General features: G+C 72.8%; 23 protein-coding genes. 8 read left to right on the top strand and 15 right to left on the bottom strand.

Annotated elements, in window-relative coordinates:
- Positions 1–9: 9 nt before the first annotated feature.
- Positions 10–1,560, top strand: a complete 1,551-nt coding sequence (locus ACFYWQ_RS19805) for a cytochrome P450 (protein WP_389518110.1) — start codon at positions 10–12, stop codon at positions 1,558–1,560.
- On the opposite strand, the gene ACFYWQ_RS19800 is transcribed toward ACFYWQ_RS19805, so the two are convergent.
- The 10 genes from ACFYWQ_RS19800 to ACFYWQ_RS19755 form a co-directional block, all read right to left on the bottom strand.
- Complete coding sequence (locus tag ACFYWQ_RS19800) at positions 1,522–2,352, bottom strand: pentapeptide repeat-containing protein (protein WP_389518109.1); 831 nt, start codon at positions 2,350–2,352, stop codon at positions 1,522–1,524. The genes ACFYWQ_RS19805 and ACFYWQ_RS19800 overlap by 39 nt on opposite strands.
- 74 nt (positions 2,353–2,426) lie before the next feature.
- Positions 2,427–3,170: a PIG-L deacetylase family protein gene (locus ACFYWQ_RS19795; protein ID WP_389518108.1), complete on the bottom strand. Its 744-nt coding sequence runs from the start codon at positions 3,168–3,170 to the stop codon at positions 2,427–2,429.
- A gap of 111 nt (positions 3,171–3,281) precedes the next feature.
- Complete coding sequence (locus ACFYWQ_RS19790) at positions 3,282–4,583, bottom strand: alpha/beta fold hydrolase (protein WP_389518107.1); 1,302 nt, start codon at positions 4,581–4,583, stop codon at positions 3,282–3,284.
- 102 nt (positions 4,584–4,685) lie between these two features.
- Positions 4,686–5,705 (bottom strand): LacI family DNA-binding transcriptional regulator, encoded by a 1,020-nt coding sequence (locus ACFYWQ_RS19785; RefSeq protein WP_385063819.1) that lies wholly within the window; start codon positions 5,703–5,705, stop codon positions 4,686–4,688.
- A gap of 82 nt (positions 5,706–5,787) precedes the next feature.
- Complete coding sequence (locus tag ACFYWQ_RS19780) at positions 5,788–7,212, bottom strand: BNR repeat-containing protein (RefSeq protein WP_389518106.1); 1,425 nt, start codon at positions 7,210–7,212, stop codon at positions 5,788–5,790.
- A gap of 127 nt (positions 7,213–7,339) precedes the next feature.
- Positions 7,340–7,660, bottom strand: coding sequence for an L-rhamnose mutarotase (locus tag ACFYWQ_RS19775; RefSeq protein WP_389518105.1), 321 nt, complete (start codon positions 7,658–7,660; stop codon positions 7,340–7,342).
- A gap of 32 nt (positions 7,661–7,692) precedes the next feature.
- Positions 7,693–8,775, bottom strand: coding sequence for a rhamnose ABC transporter substrate-binding protein (rhaS, locus tag ACFYWQ_RS19770; RefSeq protein ID WP_389518104.1), 1,083 nt, complete (start codon positions 8,773–8,775; stop codon positions 7,693–7,695).
- Between the two features lie 32 nt (positions 8,776–8,807).
- Entirely contained in the window at positions 8,808–9,809 is a 1,002-nt protein-coding gene (locus ACFYWQ_RS19765) for an ABC transporter permease (protein ID WP_389518103.1), read from the bottom strand.
- Positions 9,802–10,842 (bottom strand): ABC transporter permease, encoded by a 1,041-nt coding sequence (locus ACFYWQ_RS19760; RefSeq protein WP_389518102.1) that lies wholly within the window; start codon positions 10,840–10,842, stop codon positions 9,802–9,804. Before ACFYWQ_RS19760 ends, ACFYWQ_RS19765 begins: the two co-directional genes overlap by 8 nt.
- Positions 10,839–12,356 (bottom strand): sugar ABC transporter ATP-binding protein, encoded by a 1,518-nt coding sequence (locus ACFYWQ_RS19755; protein ID WP_389518101.1) that lies wholly within the window; start codon positions 12,354–12,356, stop codon positions 10,839–10,841. The genes ACFYWQ_RS19760 and ACFYWQ_RS19755 overlap by 4 nt, the downstream gene beginning before the upstream one ends.
- A gap of 284 nt (positions 12,357–12,640) precedes the next feature.
- Here ACFYWQ_RS19755 and rhaI point away from each other — a divergent pair, with 284 nt between their 5' ends.
- From rhaI to ACFYWQ_RS19725, 6 genes are all read left to right on the top strand, one after another.
- Positions 12,641–13,801 carry an L-rhamnose isomerase gene (rhaI, locus tag ACFYWQ_RS19750; RefSeq protein ID WP_389518100.1) on the top strand — a complete coding sequence of 387 codons (1,161 nt, stop codon included), beginning with the start codon at positions 12,641–12,643 and terminating at the stop codon, positions 13,799–13,801.
- Between the two features lie 136 nt (positions 13,802–13,937).
- Entirely contained in the window at positions 13,938–15,977 is a 2,040-nt protein-coding gene (locus ACFYWQ_RS19745) for a bifunctional aldolase/short-chain dehydrogenase (protein WP_389518099.1), read from the top strand.
- Positions 15,978–15,982: 5 nt separating this feature from the next.
- Positions 15,983–17,434 carry a rhamnulokinase family protein gene (locus ACFYWQ_RS19740; protein ID WP_389518098.1) on the top strand — a complete coding sequence of 484 codons (1,452 nt, stop codon included), beginning with the start codon at positions 15,983–15,985 and terminating at the stop codon, positions 17,432–17,434.
- A 132-nt stretch (positions 17,435–17,566) separates the two neighbouring features.
- Positions 17,567–18,322: a (Fe-S)-binding protein gene (locus ACFYWQ_RS19735; protein ID WP_389518097.1), complete on the top strand. Its 756-nt coding sequence runs from the start codon at positions 17,567–17,569 to the stop codon at positions 18,320–18,322.
- Positions 18,319–19,797: a LutB/LldF family L-lactate oxidation iron-sulfur protein gene (locus ACFYWQ_RS19730; protein ID WP_389518096.1), complete on the top strand. Its 1,479-nt coding sequence runs from the start codon at positions 18,319–18,321 to the stop codon at positions 19,795–19,797. Before ACFYWQ_RS19735 ends, ACFYWQ_RS19730 begins: the two co-directional genes overlap by 4 nt.
- Entirely contained in the window at positions 19,794–20,435 is a 642-nt protein-coding gene (locus tag ACFYWQ_RS19725) for a lactate utilization protein C (RefSeq protein WP_389518095.1), read from the top strand. Before ACFYWQ_RS19730 ends, ACFYWQ_RS19725 begins: the two co-directional genes overlap by 4 nt.
- Positions 20,436–20,464: 29 nt before the next feature.
- Here ACFYWQ_RS19725 and ACFYWQ_RS19720 read toward each other — a convergent pair whose 3' ends face one another.
- The 4 genes from ACFYWQ_RS19720 to ACFYWQ_RS19705 form a co-directional block, all read right to left on the bottom strand.
- Positions 20,465–22,003 carry an FAD-dependent oxidoreductase gene (locus tag ACFYWQ_RS19720; protein WP_389518094.1) on the bottom strand — a complete coding sequence of 513 codons (1,539 nt, stop codon included), beginning with the start codon at positions 22,001–22,003 and terminating at the stop codon, positions 20,465–20,467.
- Positions 22,004–22,102: 99 nt separating this feature from the next.
- The gene (locus tag ACFYWQ_RS19715; protein WP_389518093.1) at positions 22,103–22,522 is read right to left on the bottom strand and encodes a CBS domain-containing protein; all 420 of its coding nucleotides are present in this window, start codon (positions 22,520–22,522) and stop codon (positions 22,103–22,105) included.
- Positions 22,523–22,728: 206 nt separating this feature from the next.
- The gene (locus ACFYWQ_RS19710; protein ID WP_389518092.1) at positions 22,729–23,094 is read right to left on the bottom strand and encodes a cupin domain-containing protein; all 366 of its coding nucleotides are present in this window, start codon (positions 23,092–23,094) and stop codon (positions 22,729–22,731) included.
- Positions 23,095–23,545: 451 nt separating this feature from the next.
- A complete protein-coding gene (locus ACFYWQ_RS19705; RefSeq protein ID WP_389518091.1) occupies positions 23,546–24,520 on the bottom strand; it encodes a pyridoxal-phosphate dependent enzyme in 975 nt (324 codons plus the stop codon).
- 259 nt (positions 24,521–24,779) lie between these two features.
- Between ACFYWQ_RS19705 and ACFYWQ_RS19700 the strand changes: the two genes are divergently transcribed.
- Positions 24,780–25,598, top strand: coding sequence for an SAM-dependent methyltransferase (locus tag ACFYWQ_RS19700; protein WP_389518090.1), 819 nt, complete (start codon positions 24,780–24,782; stop codon positions 25,596–25,598).
- 17 nt (positions 25,599–25,615) lie between these two features.
- Here the strand turns inward: ACFYWQ_RS19700 and ACFYWQ_RS19695 are convergent, their stop codons facing one another.
- Positions 25,616–26,536 carry a helix-turn-helix domain-containing protein gene (locus tag ACFYWQ_RS19695; protein WP_389518089.1) on the bottom strand — a complete coding sequence of 307 codons (921 nt, stop codon included), beginning with the start codon at positions 26,534–26,536 and terminating at the stop codon, positions 25,616–25,618.
- Positions 26,537–26,572 lie beyond the last annotated feature (36 nt).

The following is a 26,572-nucleotide window of genomic DNA, read 5'->3' as shown; positions in this document are numbered from 1 at the left end:
GATCGCGTCATGGCGGAGACGACGGCCGGCACCGGGACCGGGACGACGGCCGGGCGGGAAGGGGCCGGGGGCGGACTGCCCAGGGGGTTCCGCGGCGCCGAGACCGGGTGGCCCGCACTGCACCGCATCCCGCACCCGCCGTACCGGCTCCCGCTCCTCGGTGACGTGCTGGGCGCGAGCCTGCGGACGCCCTTGCAGGACTCCCTGCGGCACGCCCGGCGGCTGGGGCCGGTCTTCCGGCGCCGCGCCCTCGGGCGGGAGGTCGTGTTCGTGTGGGGCGCGCGGCTCGCCGCCGACCTGGCGGACGAGACACGGTTCGCCAAGCACGTGGGACTGGGCGTGGCCAACCTGCGGCCGGTGGTCGGCGACGCCCTGTTCACGGCGTACAACCATGAACCCAACTGGCAGTTGGCGCACGACGTGCTCGCTCCCGGGTTCAGCCGGGAGGCGATGGGCGCGTACCACCCGATGATGCTGGACGTGGCGGAGCGGCTGACCGCGCACTGGGACGGCGCGGCGCTCGCGGGGCGGGCGGTGGACGTGCCCGGCGACATGACCAAGCTGACCCTGGAGACCATCGCGCGCACCGGCTTCGGGCACGATTTCGGCTCCTTCGAGCGCTCCCGGCCGCACCCCTTCGTGACCGCCATGGTGGGCACGCTCGGCTACGCGCAGCGGCTGAACACCGTTCCCTCGCCCGGGCTGTTGTGGCGCGCGGCGCGGCGCAACGAGGCCGACCGGGTCTGCCTCGACCGGACCGTCGACGACCTGGTGCGGGCCCGCCGCGCGGGCGGGCGCGGCGAGGGCGACCTGCTCGACCGGATGCTGGAGACCGCCCACCCCGACACCGGTGAACGGCTGTCGGCCGAGAACGTGCGGCGCCAGGTCATCACGTTCCTGGTCGCTGGCCACGAGACCACCTCGGGCGCGCTTTCCTTCGCCCTCCACTATCTCGCCCATCACCCGGACGTCGCCGCCCGCGCCCGCGCCGAGGTGGACCGGGTGTGGGGGGACGCGGCGGCGCCCGCGTACGACCAGGTCGCCCGGTTGCGGTACGTCCGCCGGGTGCTGGACGAGTCGCTGCGCCTGTGGCCGACGGCGCCCGCGTTCGCGCGGGAGGCCCGCGAGGACACCGTGCTGGCCGGGGAGCATCCGATGCGCCGCGGGGCGTGGGCACTGGTGCTGACGCCGATGCTGCACCGCGATCCCGAGGTGTGGGGCGACGACGCCGAGCGGTTCGACCCGGACCGCTTCGAGGCGGGGGCGGTCCGCGCCCGTCCCCCGCACACCTACAAGCCGTTCGGCACGGGGGCGCGGGCGTGCATCGGGCGCCAGTTCGCGCTGCACGAGGCGACGCTCGTGCTCGGCCTGCTGCTGCGCCGCTACGACCTGCGCCCCGACCCGGACTACCGGCTGCGGGTGACCGAGCGGCTCACCCTGATGCCGGACGGTCTGCGGCTGCACCTGGCGCGTCGCACGGCTCCCGCGGCTCCGGCCGGACCGGCCGGGGCCGAGGAGGGGTCAGGGCCCCGCTGTCCAGTGCGCGGGGCGGGTGAGTGACCGCGGCAGCCGGGTCCCCGCACTCCCCCGGGCCGCGGTGAGCTGCGGCTGGGTCAGGAAGATCGCGCCGGTGAGGTCGGCGTCCGTGAGGTCGGTGTCGCGCAGGTCGGCGCCGATGAGGTCCGCGCCGCGCAGATCGGCGCCGGTGAGGTCGGCGGCGGTCAGCCAGGCCCCCCGCAGGTTCGCCCCGCGCAGGTCGGCGCCCTTCAGGCGGGCGCCCATGAGGTCGGCGTTGCGGCGTTCCTTCTTCCGGCCGGGCAGGCCGGCGCGGGCCAGTTCGCTGGTCCTGAGCAGCAGGGCGTTGACGTTCTGGCGGTGGGCCGGCACGTCCAGGGCGACGAGTTCCCCGGCGGTGCGCCGGGTGAGCCGTTCGGTGTCGTCGAGCGCGCGGCGCAGCCGGGCGTGGAGGGGGCGGGCGGCGGGCAGGGCGAGTGCCTCGGTGAGGTAGTACAGCAGTTCGTGGAGGTGGCGGACCACCGGGAAGACCTCGGCCATGAGGCGGGCCTGCTCCCGGTCGGCGGTGCGCCGGTCCCGGCCGCCGAAGGTGACCTGCGAGACCTTCTGCCCCGCGCCGAAGCAGTCGTAGACCGTGCAGCCGGTGAAGCCCTCCTGGCGCAGCCGGGCGTGGATGCCGCAGCGGTGGTCCTGCCCGAGGTGGGGGCACGGCGTGCCCGCGTCCTTGTCGATGGCGAAGTCCGCCGAGCGGGCGAACGGCAGTGCCACGCAGCACAGTCCGAAGCAGTTCCCGCAGTCTCCGCGCAGCTCGCGGAGGTCCCCCGTTGGTTCTCGCATTCCGCACACCCTACTGAGCCGCGACCCGCCGGCGCCGCCCTGGGGGCGGGCCGCCGTCCGGGCGGTGACCGCGCTCAGCGGGTGAACAGCTCGAACGCCACGGCGGGCCTGCCGCCGAAGCGCTCCCCCACGGAGTGCGCGACCTCGGTCAGGAAGCGGCGCGCGTAGGTCTCCGGGTCCTGGTCGGTCAGGGCCTCGAGGTAGGTGCGGTGTGCGAGCAAGGAGGCCACGGCGCGCTCCAGGCCGGCCGTGGCGTCCACGGCGTGGGTGGGGGTGGCGGATCCGGCGACGGCGACCCAGCGGACGCCGGCCCACGGTGCGAGGCCCTCGTCGGCCAGCTCCGGGAAGATCCACCGGTTGCCGGCGTCGGCGACCGCGTCGAGGGTGGCGCGGCCGACGGCCACGTGGTCGGGGGTGTTCCAGGCGACGCCGTCCCAGGTGTCACGGTGGTTGAGGGTGATCACCAGTTCGGGGCGGTGTCTGCGGACGGCGGCGGCGATGTCCCGGCGCAGGGCGGGCCCGTAGGCGACCACGCCGTCCCGGTGGTCGAGGAACTCCACCGCGGAGACGCCGACGGCGGCCGCGCTCGCCCGCTGCTCCCGCTCCCGCAGCGGGCCGCACTCGGCGGGCGGCAGCGTGTCGATGCCGGCCTCGCCGCGGGTCGCCAGCACGTAGGCGACCTCCCGGCCGGCGTCGGTCCAGACGGCGACCGCCGCCGAGCAGCCGTACTCCAGGTCGTCCGGGTGCGCCACCACGGCGAGGGCGCGGCTCCAGTCCTCGGGCAGGGGCTGGAGCCGAGGGGGCGTCGGCTCGGTCATGTCCGCAGACTAGGGCGCTTCTGACGGATCTCCGTGCGCGACGCCGCGGAGATCCGTCGGACGCGCCCTGACGAGGGCCGGCGGACCGTACATCCGCACTCCCGGGCGGTGTCAGACCTCGTCGCGGGTGAGGGCCAGCAGCCGGTCGAGGACGCGGGGCCCGCCGGCCCGGACGCCGTCGTGCTCGAACTCGTCGGTGACCCAGGTGCGCAGGCCCCGGATCGCGCGGGCGGTGCGCAGGGAGTGGGCGGTGTCGACGTACAGGTCGTCGTGGTAGACCGCCGCCGCGACCGGGACCTCGTTGGCGGCGAGGCGGGCGGAGTCGTACAGCGGCGTCCAGTCGGTGCGGGCGGCGAGGAGGTGGGCGGTCTCGCGCAGCGGGCGCAGCGCCGGGTCGCAGTCGAAGAGCCAGGGGTGGATGGTCTCGGCGGTCAGCGGCAGCGGCCCGTCGCCGGCCAGCGCCTTCGCCGCGTCGAACTGGGGGAACTCCGCGCGCACCCGTTCGGCCGACCAGGCGGTGGGGCGGGCGTCCTGGCCGTAGATCGCCTCGTGCACGAGGGCGTAGAGGGGGTGGCCCGCGTAGGAGAGGAGGGCCTGGATCTCCTCCTGGAAGGCGTCCGACAGGGCGGGGCCGTGCGGGGTGGGGACGAAGGCGTCCTCCAGGAGGAAGTGCAGGCGGTGGCTGCCCTCGCTGCCGCCGAGGAGGATGCCGAGGCTCTGGAAGGCCTCGACGGTGAGGCGGTAGCCGCCGGGCAGGGTCACCTCGTGCGTCAGGAGGTGGTCGGCGATCCGGCGGGCCCGCTCGACGTCCTGGGGGTAGCGGGCGTAGTGCGCGGCGGTCTTGCGCTCCATGCGCGGGTAGGCGGCGCGGTAGACGTCGTCGGCGTGGGCGTCCAGGGAGGGCAGTCCGCCGGTGATGACCGCCGCGGCGAGGCCCTCGGGGGCGAGGGAGAGGTAGGTGACGGTGCAGAAGCCGCCGAAGCTCTGGCCGAGGACCGTCCAGGGGGCGCCGCCGGTGACCTCGCGGCGGACCAGCTCGCAGTCGCGGACGATGGAGTCGGCGCGGAAGCGGGTGAGGTAGCCGGCCTGTTCGGCGGGGCCGCCGCGCAGCGGGAGCGTCTGGCGGTTGGCGGGCGTGGAGTGTCCGGTGCCGCGCTGGTCGAGGAGGAGGACGCGGTACTCCTTCAGGGCGCGGCCGAGCCAGGCGGGCCTGCCGACGAACCGGTTGGCGCCGAAGCCGGGGCCGCCCTGGAGGTAGAGCAGCCACGGCAGGTCCTGGCCCGCCTTGTCGCTCGCGACGACCTCCCGGGCGTACAGCTCGATCGTCTCCCCGGACGGGTCGCCGTGGTCGAGGGGCACGGTGAAGCGGCGGTCGGTGAGGACGACGCCGGGCTGGCGGTAGGTGACGGACAACAGGGGCTCCCGGGACGATCGGTGTGCGGGTGTCGTCCCAGTTCAGCACATGCGGGGGCGGCGGCGGAGGCCGGGGATCACGAACCGCTGCTGAACGGTGGTTCAGCGCGCCGAGAGGCTGGAGCGGCGCACCACCAGTTCCGGCTGGAGCACCACCCGGCGGTGTTCGTGCCGGCCTCCGCCCGGCTCCGTCTCCTCCAGCAGCATCTCGGCGGCGAGCGCGCCCATGGTGACGGCGGGCTGGCGGACCGAGGTGAGCGGGACCGCCGCGGCGGCCGCGAACTCGATGTCGTCGTAGCCGACGATCGCGAGGTCGTCGGGGACGGTGACACCGGCCGCGTACATCGCCTGGAGGACGCCGAGGGCGAGCAGGTCGTTGGCGCAGAACACGGCGGTCGGGCGGTCCGCGAGGCCGAGCAGGCGGGCGCCCGCGTCCCGGCCGGCGCCGACGTCGAGCCGTTCGGTGGGCAGTTCGCGCAGGTGCTCCGGGCCGAGGCCCGCCTCGGCGAGCGCGGTGAGGGCGCCGGTGCGGCGGTCGCGGACCTGGTTGAAGCCGGGCGGTCCGCTGACGTAGGCGATCGAGCGGTGGCCGGCGTCGATCAGATGGCGTACGGCGAGGGCGCCGCCGGCCACGTCGTCGACGGAGACCGAGCACTCGGCGGCGCCCTCGGCGACCCGGTCGACGAGCACGAACGGTATGCCGTGCCGGCGGAGGGAGTCGATGTTGCGGCCCGTGGCGTCCGCCGGGGTGAGCAGGACGCCCCGCACCCGCTGTTCGGCGAAGAGGGACAGGTACTCGGCCTCCTCGCCGACGCTCTCGCCGCTGTTGCAGACCATCACGCCGAGCCCGGCCTGGCGGGCCGCCCGCTCGGCGCCGCGGGCGACGTCCACGAAGAAGGGGTTGCCCATGTCGAGGACGAGGAGCCCCATGATCCGGCTGCGGCCCGCGCGCAACTGGCGCGCGGACTCGCTGCGGACGTAGCCGAGCCGGTCGATCGCGGACAGGACCCGGGCCCGGGTCTCCGTGGCGACGGTGTCCGGGCGGTTGATGACGTTGGACACCGTACCGACGGAGACTCCGGCGGCACGGGCGACGTCCTTGATACCCACCGACTGGGCCATCAGGCAGGAACCTCCAGGGGAACGAGGAGCGGCGGGCGGGGGGCCTTCACATTACCCGTCGTCCCGCCGCGCTCCGGACCGGTCAGGCGGGCAGTCTGAAGTCGACGACGCGGAGCGCCGAGGGGGTCGTCCCGCTCGACTTCTCCTGGTACATCACGGACAGGACGCCGTCCTGCGCGACGCGGGTCTCGTCGACGACGACCTCGCCGAAGGCGTTGAGGTCGCCGCCGTCGAACAGCAGTGTCCAGTCGGTGTGACCGGAGGCCTTCGACGCGCCGGCGATCCGGCCGAACGGGAGGATCGCGTAGGCGTTGTCATAGGTGTCCAGGACCAGCTTGGTGCGCTGGCTGGAGTTGAGCGGGACCGGGATCTCGGTCTTCTGCCAGATGCCGGAGGCGTTCTTGCGGACGTGGAAGGCGCGGCCGTTGGCCGTGCGGTCGGCGACGTAGTCGGTCGTGCACTGGCCGAAGCGGCCGGGGACGTAGCTGATGACGGCGTGCGGGAGGCCGGCGGAGTCGGTGGACTGGCTCTCCTGGTTCATCAGGGAGTGGTCCGGGCCGAGCGGATCGACCACGAGGCCGCCGTCCGTGACGGACACCGTGTCCGGGCCGCCGGTGGTGCCGACGGCGGTGCCCGCGTCGTTGCGCCAGGTGCGGCCGCGGTCGTCGGAGTAGACGTAGCCGGTGTCGTGGTTGGTGAGGCCGCCGCTGCTGCACATCACGGCGCCGTTCTGCTCCCGCCAGGTGAAGAAGGCGTGCAGCCGGCCGTCGCGGTCGTAGTCGATGCCGTGCAGGTACATGTTGCGGGCGGTGCTGGAGCCGTGCGCGCTGGTGTAGGTGCCGGTGGAGCTGGTCCACTCACCGAGAGCCGTCCACGCCGTGCCATCGTACTCGGCGAGCGCGTTGCGGCCGTTGCCGGAGACGGCGACACGGTAGCTGAGCTGGAGTCTGCCCTCGGGGGTGGAGACGAACTGCGGGTAGGTGAACTGGGAGGTGAGCGCCAGTCCGTCGAGGGTGGACTGTGGTGCGCCGAAGCGGCTCGCGGTCCAGCTCAGGCCCGTGGGGTCGTCCATCAGACCGGCCACCGACTTGACGTAGGTGAAGCCGTCGCTGTGGGAGTCCATGTTGAGGTGGAGACGGCCGTCGGTCTCGGAGACGCCCATGGAGATGACGTTGTGGGAGTCGTCGTAGCGGAGCGTGTGGCCGACCTGCACGGTGGACCAGGTGGTCGCGCCGAGCGGGCGGCGGCCGACGACGGCGTTGCGGTCGGCCGTGTACCAGACGGCGTACTGGTGGCCCTTGTAGGTGAGCAGGCCGTTCTTCTGGAAGGAGTTGTTGTTGACCAGGCCGTCGTAGGAGACGAAGAAGAGGGCCTGGCTGTCGAGGGTGGTGGTGCCGGTCCGGGTGAGGGACGGACCGGGGGCGGCGGCGCGGGCGGTCCCGGAGGCGAGGGCCGGGGCGGCCACGGCACCGGTGAGGGCCGCGCCCAGCAACGTGCGTCGTTTCATCTCGGGCGACTCCGTCGTCGGTGGGGGGAGGTCGGGGACGGATGGGATCGGGGGATCGGAGGGATCGGAGGGATCGGGGGGATCGGGGGGATCGGGGGGATCGGGGGGATCGGGGGGATTCGGGAGGTCAGGCCAGGTGGAAGACCTCGGTGAGCGGTTTCATGGCCTCGTCGGGTCTGGCGCCGTCCAGCGATTCGAAGAACGGCGCCATCTCCGCCTGCCAGCGGGCGTTGACGTCGGTGGCTTCCATGCCTGCCTGGGCGGCCGCGAAGTCCTCGGTCTCCAGGTAACCGACCAGCAGACCGTCCTCGCGCAGGAAGAGCGAGTAGTTCCGCCAGCCGGTCGCCGAGAGCGCTTCGAGCATCTCGGGCCACACCGCGGCGTGCCGCTCGCGGTACTCGTCGAGACGGTCCGCACGGACCTTCAGCAGGAAGCACACGCGCTGCATCAACAACCCTCCGATGTAAGGACTTTACGAGACTAGAAGTTGAACTTGTCGATGTTGTCGGCGTTGAAGACGGTCGGCTTGCCGAGGCTGATCACGCCGTCCTTGCCGATGGTGTACTCGGTGCCGCCGGCCTTGAAGGTCTCGCCCTCCTTGCCGGTGATCTGGCCCGAGACCAGCGCCACGGCCGTCTGCGCGGCCAGCTCGCCGAGCTTCGCCGGGTCCCACAGCTCGAACGCCTCGACGGTGCCGTTCTTGACGTACTTGCGCATGTCGTTCGGGGTGCCGAGGCCGGTCAGCTTGACCTTGCCCTTGTACTTGGAGCCCGACAGGTACTGGGCGGCCGCCTTGATGCCGACGGTGGTCGGGGAGATGATCCCCTTCAGGTTCGGGTACTCCTGGAGCAGGCCCTGGGTCTGCTGGAAGGACTTCTGGGCGTCGTCGTCGCCGTAGGCGACCTTGACGAGCTTGATGTCCTTGTACTTGGCGTCCTTGAGTTCGTCCTTCATGAACTCGATCCAGGCGTTCTGGTTGGTCGCGGTCTGCGCGGCGGACAGGATCGCGATCTCGCCCTTGTAGCCGATCTGCTCGGCGAGCAGCTGCACCTCCGTGCGGCCCAGGTCCTCACCGCTGGCCTGCGAGACGAAGGCGTTGCGGCAGTCGGCGTTGGTGTCCGAGTCGTAGGTGACGACCTTGATGTCGTTGCTCATGGCCTGCTTGAGCGCGGTGCACAGGGCGCCCGGGTCCTGCGCGGACACGGCCATCGCGTCGACCTGCTGCTGGGTCAGCGTGTTGACGTAGGACACCTGGCCGGAGGTGTCGGTGCCGCTGCTGGTGCCGACCTCCTTGTAGGTGGAGCCCAGCTCCTTCAGGGCCGCCTCGCCGCCCTTGTCGGCGGTGGTGAAGTACGGGTTGTTCACCTGCTTGGGCAGGAAGCCGACGGTCAGGCCCTTCTTGGTGGCCGCGTTCGGGTCGGCCTTGCCGCCGGCGGCGGCCGCGCCCGAGCTCTCGTTCTTCACGTCCTCCTTGGTGGTGCCGCCGCAGGCGGTGGCGGCCAGGGCGAGGGAGGTGACGGCGGCGAGGGCCGCACAGGCACGGCGGAGTGACGACTTGCGCATGTCGGGTCCTTTACGAAGGTGAGAGCGGGGTGTCAGACCGTCGAGGTCGAGGCGGCGGCTCTGCGGCCCGCTCTCGCGACGGAGATCTGGCGTGCGACCCGGGGGCCGAGCACGGAGACGACGAGCAGGACGCCGGTGACGACGATCTGCGACTGGGCGGAGACGTCCTGGAGGCTCATGACGTTCTGGAGCGCGCCGAGCAGGAAGACTCCCGCGAGGGCGCCGCCGAGCGTGCCCTTGCCGCCGTCGAAGTCGATGCCGCCGAGCAGTACCGCGGCGATGACGGAGAGTTCGAGGCCGGTGGCGTTGTCGTAGCGGGCGCTGGCGTAGTGCAGGGCCCAGAAGATCCCGGTGAGGGACGCCATCAGGCCCGTCAGGACGAACAGCAGGAGCTTCTGGCGCTTGACGCGGATGCCGGCGAACCGGGCGGCCTCCTCGCTGGCGCCGATCGCGAACAGCGCCCGCCCGAACGGCGTGGCGTGCAGGGCCACGACGGCGATCGCGAGCAGCACCAGGAACGGCAGGAGGGCCTGCGGGACGAAGGTGTCGCCGATCCGTCCGGCCGCGAAGTCCAGGTACTGGGTGGGGAAGTCGGTCACCGAGTCCGAGCCGAGCACGATCTGCGCGATGCCCCGGTAGGCGGCCATGGTGCCGATGGTGACGGCGAGGGAGGGAAGGCCGAGCCGAGTGACGAGCAGTCCGTTGACCAGCCCGCAGACCACGCCGAGGACGAGGCAGACCGGGATGATCGTCTCGATGGTCAGGCCCTGGTTCCACAGGGCGCCCATCACCGCGCCGGACAGGCCGGCGGTGGAGGCGACCGAGAGGTCGATCTCGCCGGAGACCACCAGCAGCGTCATCGGCAGGGCGATCAGCGCGATGGGCAGGGTGTTGCCGATCAGGAACGACAGGTTGAGCGCGTTGCCGAAGCCGTCCACGAAGGAGAACGAGAACAGCAGCAGGACGATCAGGAGGGCGCCGACGACCGTGTCCCAGCGGATGGCGCGGTTCACCAGGGATCCGGACTCAGGCATGGCGGGCGTTCCTCTTCTTCAGAGCCGACGCCACCCGCAGCGCGACCACGCGGTCCACGGCGATGGCGAGGAGGAGCAGGATGCCGTTGATGGCGAGCACCCAGACGGAGCTGACGCCGAGGGCCGGCAGCACGCTGTTGATGGAGGTGAGCAGCAGCGCGCCGAGCGCGGCACCGTAGACGCTGCCGGAGCCGCCGGTGAAGACCACGCCGCCGACGACGACGGCGCTGACGACGGTGAGTTCGTAGCCGTTGCCGGTGCCGGAGTCGACGTTGCCGAAGCGGGCCAGGTACATGGCGCCCGCGAGGCCCGCGAGGGCGCCGCAGAAGGTGTAGGCGACGAGGATCCGCTTGCGGACGGGGATGCCGGCGAGGCGGGCGGCCTCCGGGTTGGAGCCGAGGGCGTAGAGCTCGCGGCCGCTGCCGAAGTGCTTGAGGTAGTAGGCGGTGCCGACCAGGACGAGCAGCGCGATCAGCGCCAGGTACGGCACGGCGGAGATGCCGCCGGCGCCGAAGTCGACGAAGGAGCCGGGCAGATCGGCCGCGGTGATCTGGCGCGAGCCGACCCAGATGGAGTCGATGCCGCGGATGATGTACAGCGTGCCCAGGGTCACCACCAGGGCGGGCACCTGGCCGAGGCTGACCAGGAGGCCGTTGAGCAGGCCGAAGCCGATGCCGAGCAGGACGGCGAGGACCACGGCGACGACGGGGTTGCCGCCGCCCTGGAGGTAGGTGCCGGCGGCGAAGGCGGTGATGCCGAGGGTGGAGCCGACGGACAGGTCGACGTTCCTCGTGATCACCACCAGCGACTGGCCGGTGGCCACCAGGACCAGGATGGTCGCGTTCAGCAGCAGGTCCTTGATGCCCTGTTCGGACAGGAACTCGCTGTTGCCGGCCTGGGTGACGGCGATCATCACCAGGAAGACCACGAGGATGGCCAGTTCGCGCATCTTGAAGACGCGGTCGACCAGCCGGGTGCCGCTGGACTTGGAGATCTCGGCGGCGGGGGCTCGGTCGGGAGTGGTCACCGTCATGCGGCGGCCCTCCCCGTGGCTGCGGCCATCACGGTTTCCTCGGTGGCGTCGGAGCGGGGGATCTCGGCGGTGAGCCGGCCCTCGTGCATCACGAGCACGCGGTCGGCCATGCCGAGGATCTCGGGCAGGTCGGAGGAGATCATCAGGACGGCCACCCCGTCGGCGGCCAGTTGCGACAGCAGCCGGTGCACCTCGGCCTTGGTGCCGACGTCGATGCCGCGGGTGGGCTCGTCGACGATGAGCACCTTGGGGCCGGTCGCCAGCCACTTGGCGAGGACGACCTTCTGCTGGTTGCCGCCGGACAGGGTCGAGACGGTGTCGGCGATCCGGGCGTACTTGACCTGGAGCTTGACCGCCCAGTCGAGGGAGCGGCTGCGCTCGGCGCCGCGGTCCACCAGGCCGGCCCTGACCGTGGTGCGCAGGCCGGTGAGGCCGATGTTGCGCTCGATGGACATGTCCATCACCAGGCCCTGGGCGCGCCGGTCCTCCGGGACCAGCGCGAGACCGGCGGACATCGCGGTGGAGGGCGCGCCGTTGACCAGCCCGCGCCCGTCGACCTCGACCTCTCCGGCGTCCCAGCGGTCGATGCCGAAGACGGCTCGGGCCACCTCGGTGCGGCCGGCGCCGACGAGACCGGCGAGGCCGACGATCTCGCCGCGCCGCACCTCGAAGGAGACGTCGGTGAAGACGCCCTCACGGGTCAGCCGGCGCACGCTCAGGGCGACCTCGCCGGGCTCGACGTCCTGCTTGGGGTAGAGCTCCTCCAGGTCGCGGCCGACCATGCGGCGGACCAGGTCGTCCTCGGTCATCCCGGCGAGCGGCTCGCTGGCGATCCAGGCGCCGTCGCGCAGGGTGGTCACCCGCTGGCAGATCTCGAAGATCTCCTCCAGGCGGTGGGAGATGAACAGCACGGCGGCACCCTGCTCGCGCAGGGTGCGGACGACGTTGAAGAGCCGGGCGACCTCGCTGCCGGTGAGGGCCGCGGTCGGCTCGTCCATGATCAGGACGCGGGCGTCGAAGGAGAGCGCCTTGGCGATCTCCACGATCTGCTGGTCGGCGATGGACAGGCCGCGCGCCGGGCGGTCGGGGTCGAGGTCGACGCCCAGGCGGGCCATCAGGGCGGCGGTCGCCGCGTGGGTCGCCTTGTGGTCGATGCGGCCGAGGGCGCGCCGTGGCTGGCGGCCCATGAAGATGTTCTCCGCGATCGAAAGGTCGGGGAAGAGCGTCGGCTCCTGGTAGATCACGGCGATGCCGGCGTCGCGGGCGTCGCCGGGGCCGTGGAAGACCACGGGGCTGCCGTCGAGCAGCACCTGACCGGTGTCCGGTCGGTGGACTCCGGCGAGCGTCTTGATGAGGGTCGACTTGCCCGCGCCGTTCTCCCCGGCGAGGGCGTGGACCTCACCGGGAAACAGCTCCAGGGAGACGCCCCGCAGGGCGCGGACGGCGCCGAAGGACTTGGCGACGTCCTTGAGCGCCAGCACCGGGGTGGGTCCCGTGTCGGACGGGTCTGTCATGGATGGCTCCTCGACGACGCCGCTGACAGGTCCGTCACAACGTCGTGAAAGGTTTCAACTGGATTGCCGGGACGTTAGGCATGCGAGGCATGTCACGTCAATGGGTCCGGTCCGAAAAGTTTTCGATAGCCGAAGGTCACGCGGCGGTCACGGAAAGCGGGCCTGGACGCAGGGCTTGACACGCCCTTCGCGGGCTCATAGCTTCCCCTCTTGAATCGTTTCATCCGGAACAGCCGGAGCCTTCTCCGGAAGTCCTTCCGGACCGATGTGGCAGGGAGCCCTACGTGACCGACCTCGCCGCGGTGAAAGCCGCGCTGAAGACCCAGGCCGTCGAGACGCCGTCGTGGGCGTACGGGAACTCCGGGACCCGCTTCAAGGTCTTCGCCCAGCAGGGCGTTCCGCGCACGCCGCAGGAGAAGCTGGACGACGCCGCCCAGGTCCACGCGTTCACCGGCGTCGCGCCGACCGTGTCCCTGCACATCCCGTGGGACAAGGTGGAGGACTACGCCGCGCTCGCCAAGCACGCCGAGGACCGCGGGGTCCGGCTGGGCGCGATCAACTCCAACACCTTCCAGGACGACGACTACAAGCTGGGCAGCATCTGCGCCCCGGACGCGGCGGTGCGGCGCAAGGCCGTCGACCACCTGCTGGAGTGCGTCGACATCATGGACGCGACCGGCTCCACCGACCTGAAGCTGTGGTTCGCGGACGGGACCAACTACCCCGGCCAGGACGACGTCCGGGGCCGGCAGGACCGGCTCGCCGAGGGCCTGGCCGAGGTGTACGAGCGGCTCGGCGACGGCCAGCGGATCCTGCTGGAGTACAAGTTCTTCGAGCCCGCGTTCTACACCACGGACGTCCCGGACTGGGGGACGGCGTACGCGCACTGCCTCAAGCTCGGCCCGCAGGCCCAGGTCGTGGTGGACACCGGCCACCACGCGCCGGGGACCAACATCGAGTTCATCGTCGCCACCCTGCTGCGGGAGGGCAAGCTCGGCGGGTTCGACTTCAACTCTCGGTTCTACGCCGACGACGACCTGATGGTCGGTGCGGCCGACCCGTTCCAGCTGTTCCGGATCATGTACGAGGTGGTGCGGGGCGGCGGGTTCACCTCCGACGTCGCGTTCATGCTCGACCAGTGCCACAACATCGAGAGCAAGATCCCCGCGATCATCCGCTCCGTGATGAACGTGCAGGAGGCCACGGCCAAGGCCCTGCTGGTCGACCGGTCGGCGCTGTCCGCCGCCCAGGCCTCGGGCGACGTGCTGGAGGCGAACGCCGTGCTGATGGACGCCTACAACACGGACGTGCGGCCGCTGCTGCGCGAGGTGCGCGAGGAGATGGGGCTGGCCCCCGAGCCCCTGAAGGCGTACAAGGCGTCCGGCTGGGCGGAGAAGATCGTCGCCGAGCGGGTGGGCGGCGAGCAGGCGGGGTGGGGTGCGTAGGCCCCTGCCCGAATCCGCTCGCCGCGGGCGGCGGGCCGCACCCGGCCGGCCGCGCGCCCACGCGGCGGAGCCGCACGCCGGCTCAGCCCCGCGCCCCCTTCTCCCCTCCCCCGCGTACCAGAACTGAGGTATCCGCATGACCACCCATCCCGAAGCCGCCGCGCTTCTCGCCCGTTCCCGCCGGCTCGGCGCCGACCCCCGCAACACCAACTACGCCGGCGGCAACACCTCCGCCAAGGGCACCGACACCGACCCCGTCACCGGCGGCGACGTCGACCTGATGTGGGTGAAGGGCTCCGGCGGCGACCTGGGCACGCTGACCGAGGCCGGGCTGGCCGTGCTCCGCCTCGACCGGCTGCGGGCGCTCGTCGACGTCTACCCCGGCGTCGACCGCGAGGACGAGATGGTCGCCGCGTTCGACTACTGCCTGCACGGCAAGGGCGGGGCGGCCCCGTCCATCGACACCGCCATGCACGGTCTCGTCGACGCCGCCCACGTCGACCACCTGCACCCCGACTCGGGCATCGCGCTCGCGTGTGCCGCCGACGGGGAGAAGCTGACCGCCGAGTGCTTCGGCGACACGGTCGCCTGGGTGCCGTGGCGGCGCCCCGGCTTCCAGCTGGGTCTGGACATCGCCGCCATCAAGGAGGCCAACCCGCAGGCCATCGGCGTGATCCTGGGCGGGCACGGCATCACGGCCTGGGGCGCGACCGCCGAGGAGTGCGAGCGCAACTCGCTGCACATCATCCGCACCGCCGAGGCGTTCCTGGCCGAGAAGGGCCGGCCGGAGCCCTTCGGTCCCGTCATCGAGGGCTACGAGCCGCTGCCCGAGGCCGAGCGGCGCAAGCGGGCGGCCGCGCTCGCCCCGTACGTCCGGGCCGTGGCGTCGCAGGACCGGCCGCAGGTGGGGCACTTCAACGACACCGAGGCCGTCCTCGACTTCGTGGCCCGCGCCGAGCACCCCCGGCTCGCCGCGCTGGGCACCTCCTGCCCCGACCACTTCCTGCGCACCAAGGTGCGGCCGCTGGTCCTGGACCTGCCGCCCACCGCTCCGCTGGACGAGGCGATCGCCCGTCTCAAGGAGCTGCACGCCGAGTACCGCGAGGAGTACGCGGCCTACTACGAGCGCAACGCCGAGCCCGACTCCCCCGCCATGCGCGGCGCCGACCCCGCGATCGTCCTGATCCCGGGCGTGGGCATGTTCTCCTTCGGCAAGGACAAGCAGACCGCGCGCGTGGCCGGCGAGTTCTACGTCAACGCGATCAACGTGATGCGGGGCGCCGAGGCGGTGTCCACGTACGCGCCGATCGAGGAGTCGGAGAAGTTCCGCATCGAGTACTGGGCGCTGGAGGAGGCCAAGCTCCAGCGGATGCCCAAGCCGAAGGCGCTGGCCACCCGGGTGGCGCTGGTGACGGGCGCCGGCAGCGGGATCGGCAAGGCCATCGCGCACCGGCTGGTCGCCGAGGGCGCCTGCGTGGTGATCGCCGACCTCAACACGGACAACGCCGCCGCCGTCGCCGAGGAGCTGGGCGGGCCGGACAAGGCCGTCGCGGTGGGCGTCGACGTGACCTCCGAGGAGCAGATCGCCGCGGCCTTCGACGCCGCCGTGCTCGCCTTCGGCGGGGTCGACCTGGTCGTCAACAACGCCGGCATCTCCATCTCCAAGCCGCTGCTGGAGACGTCGGCGAAGGACTGGGACCTCCAGCACGACATCATGGCCCGCGGCTCCTTCCTGGTCTCCCGCGAGGCGGCCCGGGTGATGATCGCGCAGCAGCTGGGCGGCGACATCGTCTACATCGCCTCGAAGAACGCCGTCTTCGCCGGCCCCAACAACATCGCCTACTCCGCCACCAAGGCCGACCAGGCCCACCAGGTGCGGCTGCTGGCCGCCGAGCTCGGTGAGCACGGCATCCGCGTCAACGGCGTCAACCCCGACGGCGTCGTCCGCGGCTCGGGCATCTTCGCCGCCGGCTGGGGCGCCCAGCGCGCCGCGACGTACGGCATCGAGGAGGAGAAGCTGGGCGAGTTCTACGCGCAGCGCACCATCCTCAAGCGGGAGGTCCTGCCGGACCACGTGGCCAACGCGGTGTTCGCGCTCACCGGCGGTGACCTCACCCACACCACCGGCCTGCACATCCCGGTCGACGCCGGCGTCGCGGCCGCCTTCCTCCGGTGACGGCCGTGCACACGTACGCGGCGGTCGACCTCGGCGCCTCCAGCGGGCGCGTGATGGTCGGCCGCGTCACCCCGGACTCGCTGGAGCTGACCGAGGCGCACCGCTTCCCCAACCGGCCCGTACGGGTCGCGGAGGGGCTGCGCTGGGACGTGCTCGGGCTGTACGCGGGTGTGCTGGACGGACTGCGGGCGGCCGGGGCCGCGTCCGGCGGCCGGCTCGACTCCGTCGGCATCGACAGCTGGGCCGTGGACTACGGCCTGCTGGACGCCGACGGAGCGCTGCTCGGCAACCCGGTGCACTACCGCGACGCCCGCACCGAGGGCGTCGCGGAGAAGGTGTGGGCCACCGTGCCCGCCACCGAGCTGTACGCGGCGACGGGCCTCCAGTACGCGCCGTTCAACACGCTGTACCAGCTGACGGCTGCCGCGTCCTCGGCCCAGTTCGCCCACGCCCGGCGCCTGCTGCTCGTCCCCGACCTGCTGGCGTACTGGCTGACCGGCGAGCAGGGCACGGAGCTGACCAACGCCTCCACCACCCAGCTCGTCGACCCGCGGACCCGGGACTGGTCGTACGACGTGGCGGCCAAGCTGGGCATCGACCTGAGCCTGTTCGCCCCGCTGCGGCAGCCGGGCGATCCGGCGGGTGTACTGCGGGCGGAGGTGCTGGAGGAGACGGGACTCACCGGTCCCGTGCCGGTGACGGCGGTCGGCTCGCACGACACCGCCTCCGCGGTGGCCGCCGTGCCGGCGACGGGCGAGCGGTTCGCCTACATCTGCACCGGCACCTGGTCGCTGGCCGGCCTGGAGCTGGAGGCGCCGGTGCTCACCGAGGAGAGCCGCGCCGCCAACTTCACCAACGAGCTGGGCCTGGACGGCACGGTCCGCTACCTGCGCAACATCATGGGCCTGTGGCTGCTCCAGGAGTGCGTACGGGCCTGGGGCGACCCGGACCTGGGCGGGCTGCTGCGGGACGCCGCCGCCGTACCGGCGCTGCGGTCGGTGGTGGACGCGGGCGACGCCGCGTTTCTCGCGCCGGGCCGGATGCCGGAGCGCATCGCCGAGGCGTGCCGCGCGTCGGGGCAGCCCGTGCCCGAGACGCGGGGCGAGATCACCCGCTGCATCCTCGACTCCCTCGCCCTGGCCCACCGCCGGGCGATCGAGGACGCCCAGCGGCTGGCCGGGCACCCCGTCGACGTCGTCCACGTCGTCGGCGGCGGCACCCGCAACGCGCTGCTGTGCCAGCTCACCGCGGACGCCTGCGGGCTGCCCGTGGTGGCCGGCCCGACGGAGGCCGCCGCCCTCGGCAACGTCCTCGTCCAGGCCCGGGCGCACGGGCTGGTCGGCGACCGGCACGCCATGCGGGAGCTGCTGGCCCGCACCCAGCCCCTGACGCGCTACGAGCCGCAGGGCGACCCCGGTCACTGGCGCGAGGCCGAGGCCCGGCTCACCGCCCGGTGACCGCCGGCCCCGGCTCACCGCGGTGGGCCGGGGCCGCCCCCGCATTCCTGTGCCGGAGCGCCACCCCCACTACGCTGACGCGGATGGGGGTGCCCCCGGCACTCATCCGATGATCAACCCCTAGGAGCCGCGATGCGTGTCGCACTGTTCCTGACCTGTGTCAACGACACGCTCTATCCGGACACCGGCCGTGCCGTGGTGAAGCTGCTGACCAGGCTGGGCGTCGAGGTCGACTTCCCGATGGCCCAGACCTGCTGCGGGCAGGCCCACTACAACACCGGTTACCGCCACGAGGCGGAGCCGCTGGCCCGGCACTTCTCCGAGGTCTTCGGGGAGTACGAGGCGATCGTGACGCCGTCCGGCTCGTGCGGGGCGATGGTCCGGGAGCTGTACCCCAGGATGGGCGAACGGGCCCGGGCGGAGGGGCGCGGCGACGGCCTCGCGACGACCCTGGCACCGGTGGTGCCAAAGACGTACGAGCTGACGGAGTTCCTGGTGGACGTGCTGGGGGTGACGGACGTGGGCGCCTACTACCCGCACAAGGTGACCTACCACCCGACCTGTCACGGGCTGCGCGGACTCGGGCTCGGGGAGCGGCCCCGGCGGCTGCTCCAGGCGGTCGAGGGGCTGGAGTTGGTGGAGCTGCCGGGGGCCGACGAGTGCTGCGGTTTCGGCGGCACCTTCGCGCTGAAGAACTCCGACGTCTCCGCGGCGATGGGCGCGGACAAGGTGCGCAACGCGCAGTCGACGGGCGCCGAGGTGCTGTGCGCGGCCGACAACTCCTGCCTGATGCACATCGGCGGGACCATGACCCGCCTCCGCGCGGGCCTGCGCCCGGTGCACATCGCGGAGATCCTGGCGAGCACCAAGGAGGAGCCGGCCGTATGAGTGGGACGTTCGTCGGCATGCCGGCCTTTCCCAAAGCCGCCCACGAGGCGGTCCGCGACGAGACCCTGCGCGGCAACCTGCGCCACGCCACCCACACGATCCGCGCCAAACGGGCGGCCGCCGTGACGGAGGTGTCGGACTGGGCCGAGCTGCGCGAGGCGGGCAAACGGATCAAGGACCACACGCTCCGTCACCTCGACCGCTACCTGGTGCAGTTGGAGGAGTCGGTCACCGCCGCGGGCGGCACCGTCCACTGGGCGGCGGACGCCGACGAGGCCAACCGGATCGTCGCCGACCTCGTCAAGGCGACGGGCGAGTCGGAGGTCGTCAAGGTCAAGTCCATGGCCACGCAGGAGATCGGCCTGAACGAGGCGCTGGAGGCCGAGGGCATCAGCGCCTACGAGACCGACCTCGCCGAGCTGATCGTGCAGCTGGGCAAGGACCGCCCCTCGCACATCCTCGTCCCGGCGATCCACCGCAACCGCGGTGAGATCCGGGACATCTTCCTGAGCGAGATGAGCGAGTGGGGCCGGCCCGCCCCCGAGGGCCTCACCGACACGCCCGCCGAGCTCGCCGAGGCGGCCCGGCTGCACCTGCGCGAGAAGTTCCTGCGCGCCAAGGTCGGCGTCTCCGGCGCGAACTTCATGGTCGCCGAGACCGGCACCCTCGTCGTGGTGGAGTCCGAGGGCAACGGCCGGATGTGCCTGACCCTGCCCGAGACGCTCATCTCGGTCGTCGGCATCGAGAAGATCGTGCCCACCTGGCAGGACCTGGAGGTCTTCCTCCAGACGCTCCCCCGCTCCTCCACCGCCGAGCGCATGAACCCGTACACGTCCATGTGGACCGGCACGACCGACGGGGACGGCCCGCGGACCTTCCACCTGGTCCTGCTGGACAACGGCCGCACCGACACCCTCGCCGACGAGGTGGGCCGCCAGGCCCTGCGCTGCATCCGCTGCTCGGCCTGCCTGAACGTGTGCCCGGTGTACGAGCGGGCCGGCGGCCACGCCTACGGCTCGGTCTACCCGGGCCCGATCGGCGCCATCCTCACCCCCCAGCTGCGGGGCACCGGCAGCGACATCGACGCCTCACTGCCGTACGCCTCGTCGCTGTGCGGGGCCTGCTACGAGGTGTGCCCGGTGGCCATCGACATCCCCGAGGTGCTCGTGCACCTGCGGGAGCGGGTCGTCCAGGGCGGGCCGGTGACGCGGGAGGGCAACAAGGTGGTGCTGAAGCCCGCCAAGGGGCACGCCGCCGAGCGGGCGGCGATGCGGGCGGCGCGCTGGGCGTTCGCCCGGCCCGGTGTCCTGCGGACCGGGCAGCGGCTGGCGTCCCGCACGCGCCGGCTGCACCCGCGCACGCTGCCGGGGCCCGGCAAGGCGTGGAGCGGCACGCGGGACCTGCCGGCGGTGCCCGCCGAGCCGTTCCGCGACTGGTGGCAGCGTACGGACGGCGGGAAGGGAGCGGCGAAGTGAGCAGCAGGGAACGGATCCTGGGCCGGGTGCGGCGCGCCCTGGCGGACGTACCGCGGGACGACACGCCGTACGAGCAGGCGATCACGCGTGACTACGTGCGCGAGCACGGACAGCGGAGTGTCGCGGAGACGGTGGACCTGCTGGCGGAGAACCTGGCGGACTACCGGGCGATCGTGCACCGCTGCACGGACGAGGAGCTGCCGCTTCTGCTCATGCGGCTGCTGGCGAAGCACGGTTCCCGGAGCGTGCTCGTGCCGCCGGAGCTGCCGCCGTACTGGATGAAGGCCGTCGACCCGGTACGCGTCCACGATCGCGCGGCCAGTACGCCGGAGGAACTGGACCGCGTCGACAGCGTGGTCACGGCGTGCGCGGTGGCCGTCGCGGAGACGGGGACGATCGTGCTGGACGGCTCCCCCGACCAGGGCCGGCGCCGCATCACCCTCGTCCCCGACCACCACATCTGCGTCGTCCGCGTCCCCGACCAGGTCGTCTCCTCCGTCCCCCAGGCCCTGGAACGGATCGACCCCACCAGCCCGTCGACCTGGATCTCCGGTCCGTCGGCGACCAGCGACATCGAGCTGGACCGGGTCGAGGGCGTGCACGGCCCGCGCACGCTGGAGGTCGTCCTGGTCGGCTGACCGGGGCTGCCCTGGCGGGGCGGGCGGTGTCACAGGTCGCGGTGTTCCAGCGGCTCCTGGGCGGGGCCCTGGATCACCCGGCCGTCCACGCCGAACCGGGAGCCGTGGCACGGGCACTCCCAGGCCCGCTCCGCGCGGTTGAACGCCACCAGGCAGCCCAGGTGGGTGCAGCGCGCGGAGAGGGCGTGGAGCTGTCCCGCCTCGTCGCGGTGGACCGCTCGGCGCTCCCCGCCGACCTTGACCACCGCGCCGTCGCCGGGGGCGATCTCGTCCACCGAGGGACCGGCCGCCGCCGGCAGGCGGTCCCCGACGAAGTGGCGGGCCACGTCGGCCTGGTGCTTGAGGAAGGCCGCGCCCTCGCGGACGACGGACGTGACGCGGCGCGGGTCGTACAGGTCGCTCCACGGGCAGGCGCGGCCGGTGATCTGCTCGCTGAGCAGGCGGCCCGCCATGATGCCGGTGCTCATCCCCCAGCCGCCGAAGCCGGTCGCCACGTACACGTGCCTGCTGCCGGGGTGGAAGGGGCCGACGAGCGGCACGGAGTCGGTGGAGTCGTTGTCCTGGGTGGCCCAGCGGTGGGTGAACTCCAGGCTGCCGAAGCGTTCGGTGGCCCAGCCGGCGAGCCGTGCGAAGCGCTCCTCGACGTCCGCGCCCGTGCCCGGGGTGAAGTGTTCGCCGGTCACGATGAGCAGCCGCCGGCCGTCCGGAAGGGGCGCAGTGCGCACCGAGCGCGTGTTCTGCTCCTGGGTGATGTACATGTCGCGCGGGGCCCTCGCGGCGTCGAGGGGGGCGGTCAGCACGAGTTCCCGGCGCGGGGAGAGCCGGGTGAAGAGCAGGGCGCGGTCGAAGGCCGGGTAGTGCGTGGCGACGACGACGGAGTGGGCGGTCACCGTCGTCGCGGACGCGGGGGACTCGACGGTCAGCTCGCAGGGCCGGCCCTCGTGGAGGGCGGTGACCCGGGTGTGCTCGTGGAGGGTGCCGCCGAGCCGGCGGATGTCCTCGGCGAGCGCCAGCAGGTATTTGCGCGGGTGGAACTGGGCCTGCCCGTCGACCCGGACCGCGCCCGCGACGGGGAACGGCAGGTCCGTCTCCGTCACGTACTCGGCGGGCAGTCCCGCCTCCCGCGCGGCCTCCGCCTCGGCCTCCAACTGCGCGGTGCGAGCCGGGTCCTCGGCGTAGGTGAGGGCGGCGGCGTCCTCCCACTCGCAGTCGACCCCCAGCTCCTCGACGGTCTCCGCCGCGTGCCGGACGGCGTCCGTCTGGGAGCGGGCGTACAGCCGGGCGGCCTCCGGGCCGCGGGTGCGCCGCAGGCGGTCGTAGACGAGGGTGTGCTGGGCGGTCAGCTTGGCCGTGGTGTGGCCGGTGACGCCGGCCGCGATCCGGTGTGCCTCCAGCACCGCGACCGACCGGCCGCGCCGGGCCAGCTCCCACGCCGTGCTGAGCCCGGCGACGCCCGCGCCGACGACGGCGGTGTCGACGCTGAGCGGCCCCTCCGGCGGGGGCGCCGGAGCACCGGGGGGCGCGGTGTGCAGCCAGTACGACCCGCGGATGTCCGCCTGCTCGTTCATGGGGGCCGGGTTCCCGGGGCCGGACCGGTCACACGGGGGCCGGCCCGGCCCGGTGCTCTCCCGGTGGAGCCCGGCGCTCTCCTGTTCGGACCTCGCGCCCTACTGGTTGGGCCTGGCACCGCTGATGTCGCCGAGGGCCGAGTCCGGGTCGCGTTCGATCGCCAGGTCGCCGAGGGAGACGATGCCGACCGGCCGGCCGTCCTCGACGACCGGGACCCGGCGCACCGCGTGCTCGCGCATCATCTCGACGGCGCGGTCCAGGTCCTCGTCGGGGCTCACGGTGACCAGGTCCTCGCTGCACGCGGTGACCACGGTCATCTGCTCCAGGTCCCCGCCCTCGGCGAGGGCCCGCACCACCAGGTCGCGGTCGCTGACCAGGCCGCGCAGCTCGTCGTGGTCCGTCACCAGAACGACGCCGATGTTCTCGTCCCGCATGATCCTGGCCACGGCCGACACCGACGCCTGCGGCTCCACCGTCACGGGCTCGGCGGTCATGATGTCCCGTACGTGCTGGGTCACGGCGTCCTCCTTCCGGTCGGGGCGGTGCCCGTCACCGCCGCTCGGCGACCGGGTACCCGACGCGCGCGAGCGCACCCGGCAGGGGCGGGACGCGGTCACGGCCTGCTGTCCCTCCCGGGCCCGTGCCCCCGGGGAGGTTCCCCGAGGCCCGGGACGGCCGCAGGACGGCCGACCGCGCCCGCCCGAACCCCTCAGCCCTCCTCGGATCAGCCCTCCTCGGACCTCGCGTACTCGTTGGCCATCTGGCCCGCGAAGTCGTACACGACCGTCTGCTCGTCGCCCACGACCCAGGCGTCATGGCCGGGCGCGCACACGAACACGTCGCCGGGGCCCAGTTCCCGCTCGGCGCCGTCGTCCATGCGCAGGTGCATACGGCCCTGGACGACGTAGCCGTTGTGGTGGACCTGGCAGGTGTCGGTGCCCGCGAGCGGTGCCACGGACTCCGACCAGCGCCACCCGGGCTCGAAGGTCGCCACGGCGAAGTCCAGCCCGGACAGGTGTACGGCTTCGAGGTGACCGCGCGGGAAATCGCGCCGCTCGTCCGGTTTGTCGAGCGTCTTCACTTCCAGCATGACGCGCCTCCCTTCCGGCCGCGTCCGACAGCGGCCGGCCCGGTCCCCCCGGCGGCCTGGACACCACCGATGGGGTCCGGGCGTACACCGTCCATCGTCCGCCCGCATCTTGGGGGGCGCCATCGGGGTGAGGGGCGACGGGCGGGGGGCGGTGGCGGGGGCGCCGGTGACGGGGGGGCTGTGGCTCGGGCGGCATCACCAGGGGTGGCGCGGGTGCCGTTGCCCGGGGGCGGTGGCGCGGGCGGCGTCGCCAGGGGCCCGTGGCTCGGGCGCCGGTGCCGGGGGCCCGTGGCTCGGGCGCCGGTGCCGGGGGCCCGTGGCGCGGGCGGCGTCGCTGGGGGCCCGTGGCGCGGGCGCGGCCTTCGCGGCTTCCGTGCGTCAGCAGGCGCCGCCGGTGCCGCGGGCGCCGCGGGCGCCGCGGGTCCGATGCCCTCGCCGCGGATTCCGTGCGTCAGGTGCCGCCGCAGAGCCGCGCGAACCGCTCCGCGTCGATGTTGCCGCCGGAGACGATCACGCCGACCCGATCCGGCAACGGGCCGGTCCGGCCGGAGAGCAGGGCGGCCAGCCCGGTCGCGCCGCTCGGCTCGACGACGATCTTCAGGCGCTCGAACGCGAACCGCATGGCCGCCCGGATCTCGTCGTCCGAGACCAGGGCGATCGCGTCGACGAGCCGCCGGTTCACGGAGAAGGTCAGCTCACCGGGCGTGTGCAGGGCCTGGCCGTCGGCGATCGTGTGCGGCACGGGGATGCTCACGCGCCGGCCCGCCGCCAGCGACCGCCTGGTGTCGTCTCCGGCCTCGGGCTCGACGCCGATCACCCGGATCCGCGGGTCCCCGTCCTTCGCGACCGTCGCGCTGCCGGCGATCAGCCCGCCACCGCCTACCGGGACGAGCAGGGCGCCCACCTGACCTGCCTCCTCCAGGAGTTCGAGCGCGGCGGTGCCCTGGCCCGCCATGACGTGCGGGTGCTCGTAGGGCGGGATCAGGGCCAGGCCCCGCTCGGCGGCCAGGGCCTCGGCGATCGCGACCCGGTCGCCGGTGTAGCGGTCGTACGTCACGATCTCGGCGCCGTACTTCTCCGTCGCCTCCCGTTTGGAGCGCGGCGCGTCCTCGGGCATGACGATCACCGCGGTGGTGCCGAGCTCCCGGGCGGCGAGGGCGACGGCCTGGGCGTGGTTGCCGGAGGAGTAGGCGGCGATGCCCCGGGCGAGCTGTTCGGGGGGCAGCCGAGAGGCCGCGTTGTAGGCGCCGCGGAACTTGAAGGCGCCGACGCGCTGGAAGTTCTCGCACTTGAGCAGCACCTCCGCGCCGACGCGTCCGTCGAGGGTGCGGGAGCGCAGCACGGGGGTGCGGTGGGCGACGCCCCGGAGACGGGCGGCGGCGTCGTGGACGTCGGCGGCGGTGATCGGCGCGGAGACGGTCGTCACGGGTGTACTCCCTCGAAGCTGTCCGGCTCGAAAGTGTCAGAGTCCAAGGTGTCAGAGTCCAAGGTGTCAGAGTCCAAGGTGTCCAGTACCAAGGTGTCCAGTTCCAAGATGTCGGGTTCCAAGATGGCCCCGGCGCCGCCCCCTCCACGATCGTCCCCAGGGGAGCACCGATCAAGGGGTGGCATCGCCAATTGCCGTTTCCCTAGGATGGGTTGCCGACCGCGTCGGCCCAAGGCGCGCCTCGGAACTGGGGGAAGAGATGCAGCCCGGCAAGCCGCTCACCACGAGGATCGACGCCACGGTTCCGACCGCCGCGCGCATGTACGACCACTATCTGGGCGGCAAGGACAACTACGCCGCCGACCGGGCGGCGTGCGAGGAGCTCGACAGGGTCGTCCCGAGCACCCGCGCCCTCGCCCTGAACAACCGGCGCTTCCTCCAGCGGGTCGTCGGGACGCTCTCCCGCGAGTTCGGCATCCGCCAGTTCCTCGACCACGGGTCCGGCCTGCCCACGCAGGACAACGTGCACCAGGTCGCCCAGCGCGTCGACCCGACCGCGCACGTGGTCTACGTGGACAACGACCCGATGGTCCTCGTGCACGGCCGGGCCCTGCTGGAGCAGGACGAGCGCACCACGGTCATCCACGCCGACATGCGTGAGACCGAGGCGATCTTCGACCACCCCGACACCCGGCGGCTCATCGACTTCTCGCAGCCGGTGGCCGTGCTGTTCAACTCGGTCTTCCACTGCATCCCGGACAGCGAGACCGACGGCCCCGCGGCCCTGGTCCGCCGTGTCGTCGAGCGTCTGGCACCCGGCAGCTACCTGGTGATGTGCCAGCTGGTCAGCGAGGACCCCGAGGTCCGGGCCTTCGTCACCGACTTCATGGACCAGGCCACACAGGGCCACTGGGGCCGGGTGCGTCAGGAGAAGGACGTCGCCGCGCTGTTCGAGGGCCTGGACGTCCTGGATCCGGGGCTGGTGGAGGTCTCCACCTGGCGGCCCGACACCGAGGTGGCGCCCCGGCAGCTCACCCAGGAGTGGATCGAGTTCGGCGGAGTGGGCCGCCTGCCCTGAACCGGGCGGGGAGCCGGTCACGGGGCCGGGTAGCGCCGCTCCATCGTCTCCTTCAGCAGCGCGAGGGACTCCCGCGGGTCGAGGGCCTCGTCGGCCAGCCGGTCCAGGCTGACCCGGTACTCCTCCGTCTCGTCCCGGTCCTCCAGGAAGGTCGCGCTGCGGATCTGCTCGAGATAGACCACGTCGGGCAGGTCGGATCCGCCGAACCGCAGGTAGGTCACCGGTATGGCCGGCGCGGACGCGTGCGTCACGTCCAGCGGCACGACCTGGACGGTGACGTTCGGCCGCCGGGCCATCGCCACGAGGTGGGTGAGCTGCTCGCGCATCACCTCCCGGCCGCCCAGGACGCGCAGCAGCACCGACTCGTCGAGGACGGCCCACACCTGCGGTGCGTCGGGCCGGTCGAGCAGCTCGCGGCGTCGCGTCCGCAGCTCCACCCGGCGCTCGACCTCCCGCGCCGACGCCGTCGGCAGCCCGCGCTGCACGACGGCACGCGTGTACTCCGGGATCTGCAACAGGCCCGGCACGTACTGGATCTCGAAGGTACGGATCGCGGTGGCCGCCTCCTGGAGTCCGACCAGGCGGTCGAACCACTCGGGCATCAGCCGCTTGTCGTACCGCTGCCACCAGCCCGGCTCGCCCGCGCGCCGCAGCAACCGAAGCAGCACGGACACCTCGTACGCGTCCGTCCCGTACAGCTCCAGCAGGGCACGGACGTCCGCCTCGGTGGGCGGGCGGCGGCCCTTGCCCGCCTCGATCCGCGAGAGCTTCGCCGGGCTGAACCCGAGGGCCCGCGCGGCCTGCTCCTGGGCGAAGCCGGCGTCCTCCCGGATGCCCGCCAACTGCACACCGACCAGCATTTTCAGCAAGGTCGGGGCAGGCTCGGCCCGGTTCAGATACGGTTCGAGGCGGGAGGCACGAGGCGACTCGGCTGACATCCTGACTCCCCGTTGACCGGCAGACGACAGACCGCA

The organism is Streptomyces sp. NPDC003247 (assembly GCF_042888135.1).
Classification (GTDB): Bacteria; Actinomycetota; Actinomycetes; order Streptomycetales; family Streptomycetaceae; genus Streptomyces.
The sequence above is the reverse complement of the archived record's forward strand: the minus strand, read 5'-3'. Positions and strand labels throughout refer to the sequence as shown.

Coding starts and splice junctions, on each gene's coding strand:
- ACFYWQ_RS19755 (WP_389518101.1), bottom strand. CDS start 12,356: ATGACAGACCCGTCCGACACGGGACCCACCCCGGTGCTGGCGCTCAAG.
- ACFYWQ_RS19700 (WP_389518090.1), top strand. CDS start 24,780: ATGCAGCCCGGCAAGCCGCTCACCACGAGGATCGACGCCACGGTTCCG.
- rhaS (WP_389518104.1), bottom strand. CDS start 8,775: ATGCGCAAGTCGTCACTCCGCCGTGCCTGTGCGGCCCTCGCCGCCGTC.
- ACFYWQ_RS19785 (WP_385063819.1), bottom strand. CDS start 5,705: ATGGCCCAGTCGGTGGGTATCAAGGACGTCGCCCGTGCCGCCGGAGTC.
- ACFYWQ_RS19710 (WP_389518092.1), bottom strand. CDS start 23,094: ATGCTGGAAGTGAAGACGCTCGACAAACCGGACGAGCGGCGCGATTTC.
- ACFYWQ_RS19775 (WP_389518105.1), bottom strand. CDS start 7,660: ATGCAGCGCGTGTGCTTCCTGCTGAAGGTCCGTGCGGACCGTCTCGAC.
- ACFYWQ_RS19795 (WP_389518108.1), bottom strand. CDS start 3,170: ATGACCGAGCCGACGCCCCCTCGGCTCCAGCCCCTGCCCGAGGACTGG.
- ACFYWQ_RS19745 (WP_389518099.1), top strand. CDS start 13,938: ATGACCACCCATCCCGAAGCCGCCGCGCTTCTCGCCCGTTCCCGCCGG.
- ACFYWQ_RS19735 (WP_389518097.1), top strand. CDS start 17,567: ATGCGTGTCGCACTGTTCCTGACCTGTGTCAACGACACGCTCTATCCG.
- ACFYWQ_RS19765 (WP_389518103.1), bottom strand. CDS start 9,809: ATGCCTGAGTCCGGATCCCTGGTGAACCGCGCCATCCGCTGGGACACG.
- ACFYWQ_RS19695 (WP_389518089.1), bottom strand. CDS start 26,536: ATGTCAGCCGAGTCGCCTCGTGCCTCCCGCCTCGAACCGTATCTGAAC.
- ACFYWQ_RS19780 (WP_389518106.1), bottom strand. CDS start 7,212: ATGAAACGACGCACGTTGCTGGGCGCGGCCCTCACCGGTGCCGTGGCC.
- ACFYWQ_RS19800 (WP_389518109.1), bottom strand. CDS start 2,352: ATGCGAGAACCAACGGGGGACCTCCGCGAGCTGCGCGGAGACTGCGGG.
- ACFYWQ_RS19720 (WP_389518094.1), bottom strand. CDS start 22,003: ATGAACGAGCAGGCGGACATCCGCGGGTCGTACTGGCTGCACACCGCG.
- ACFYWQ_RS19730 (WP_389518096.1), top strand. CDS start 18,319: ATGAGTGGGACGTTCGTCGGCATGCCGGCCTTTCCCAAAGCCGCCCAC.
- ACFYWQ_RS19760 (WP_389518102.1), bottom strand. CDS start 10,842: ATGACGGTGACCACTCCCGACCGAGCCCCCGCCGCCGAGATCTCCAAG.
- ACFYWQ_RS19805 (WP_389518110.1), top strand. CDS start 10: ATGGCGGAGACGACGGCCGGCACCGGGACCGGGACGACGGCCGGGCGG.